The organism is Marinobacter sp. UBA2498 (assembly GCF_002341575.1).
Lineage (GTDB): Bacteria > Pseudomonadota > Gammaproteobacteria > Pseudomonadales > Oleiphilaceae > Marinobacter > Marinobacter manganoxydans.
The window spans coordinates 4,402-5,044 of sequence record NZ_DDOI01000034.1 but is presented as its reverse complement, the minus strand read 5'-3'; the positions used below and the strand labels follow the sequence as shown (position 1 = coordinate 5,044).

The window sequence follows — 643 nt, the reverse complement described above, 5'->3', positions numbered from 1 at the left end:
CTGGCGAGCGCCTCGGGATTATCACGCATCCACGTCAGCACCTCGGAAATGACCCACAAATCAACCCGTGTGCTGCGTTTGAACTGTTCGGCTGCCTCGATGTAGCCCTGGGGCGAGATCTCCTTGCCAGCACTGTCTTTCAGGCCGAGCAAGAGTTCGTACATCGTGCCTTCGCCGTCTTCCGGTTCGAGGGCAACGATGGGCTGGGCCCGAAGGTAGAGGCTGCCATCACGGATGGTCCGGTCTATTTCGGTGACCCATTGGGGGGTGCCGAGCCCGGACTGGTCCCGGTTTTCCCGGGCCAGTTCAATCCGGTTCCCGCCCAGCTTCTTGGCTGCTTTAAGCGAGAGGCTCGCAAGATTGAGAAGGTCGCCAGGTGACTGTCCCGCCCCGGTTACCGGCCGGATACTGATGCTGACGGTTGCCCGATATTCCGCCTGCCCATGCCGGAACACATGTTGCTCGAAGTTGCGCCGCAGGGACTCTGCAAAATCCAGGCAGTCTTCTGTACTGATGTTATTGATGAGCACCGCAAACTCATTGCCGCTGATCCGGCCAACGTGGGACTCCGAGAATCGGGATTCGCTCTGCTTACGGAGTGTGTCGGCGACATGCCTCAACAGGGCGTCGCCGGCGTCCGCGC

At 60.5% G+C, this 643-nt stretch carries 1 protein-coding gene; it reads right to left on the bottom strand.

Translation table 11 applies throughout. The features are described from left to right. The coding region (locus B2W52_RS03475) for a diguanylate cyclase (protein WP_286801305.1) at window positions 1–643 on the bottom strand (643 nt) is incomplete at both ends.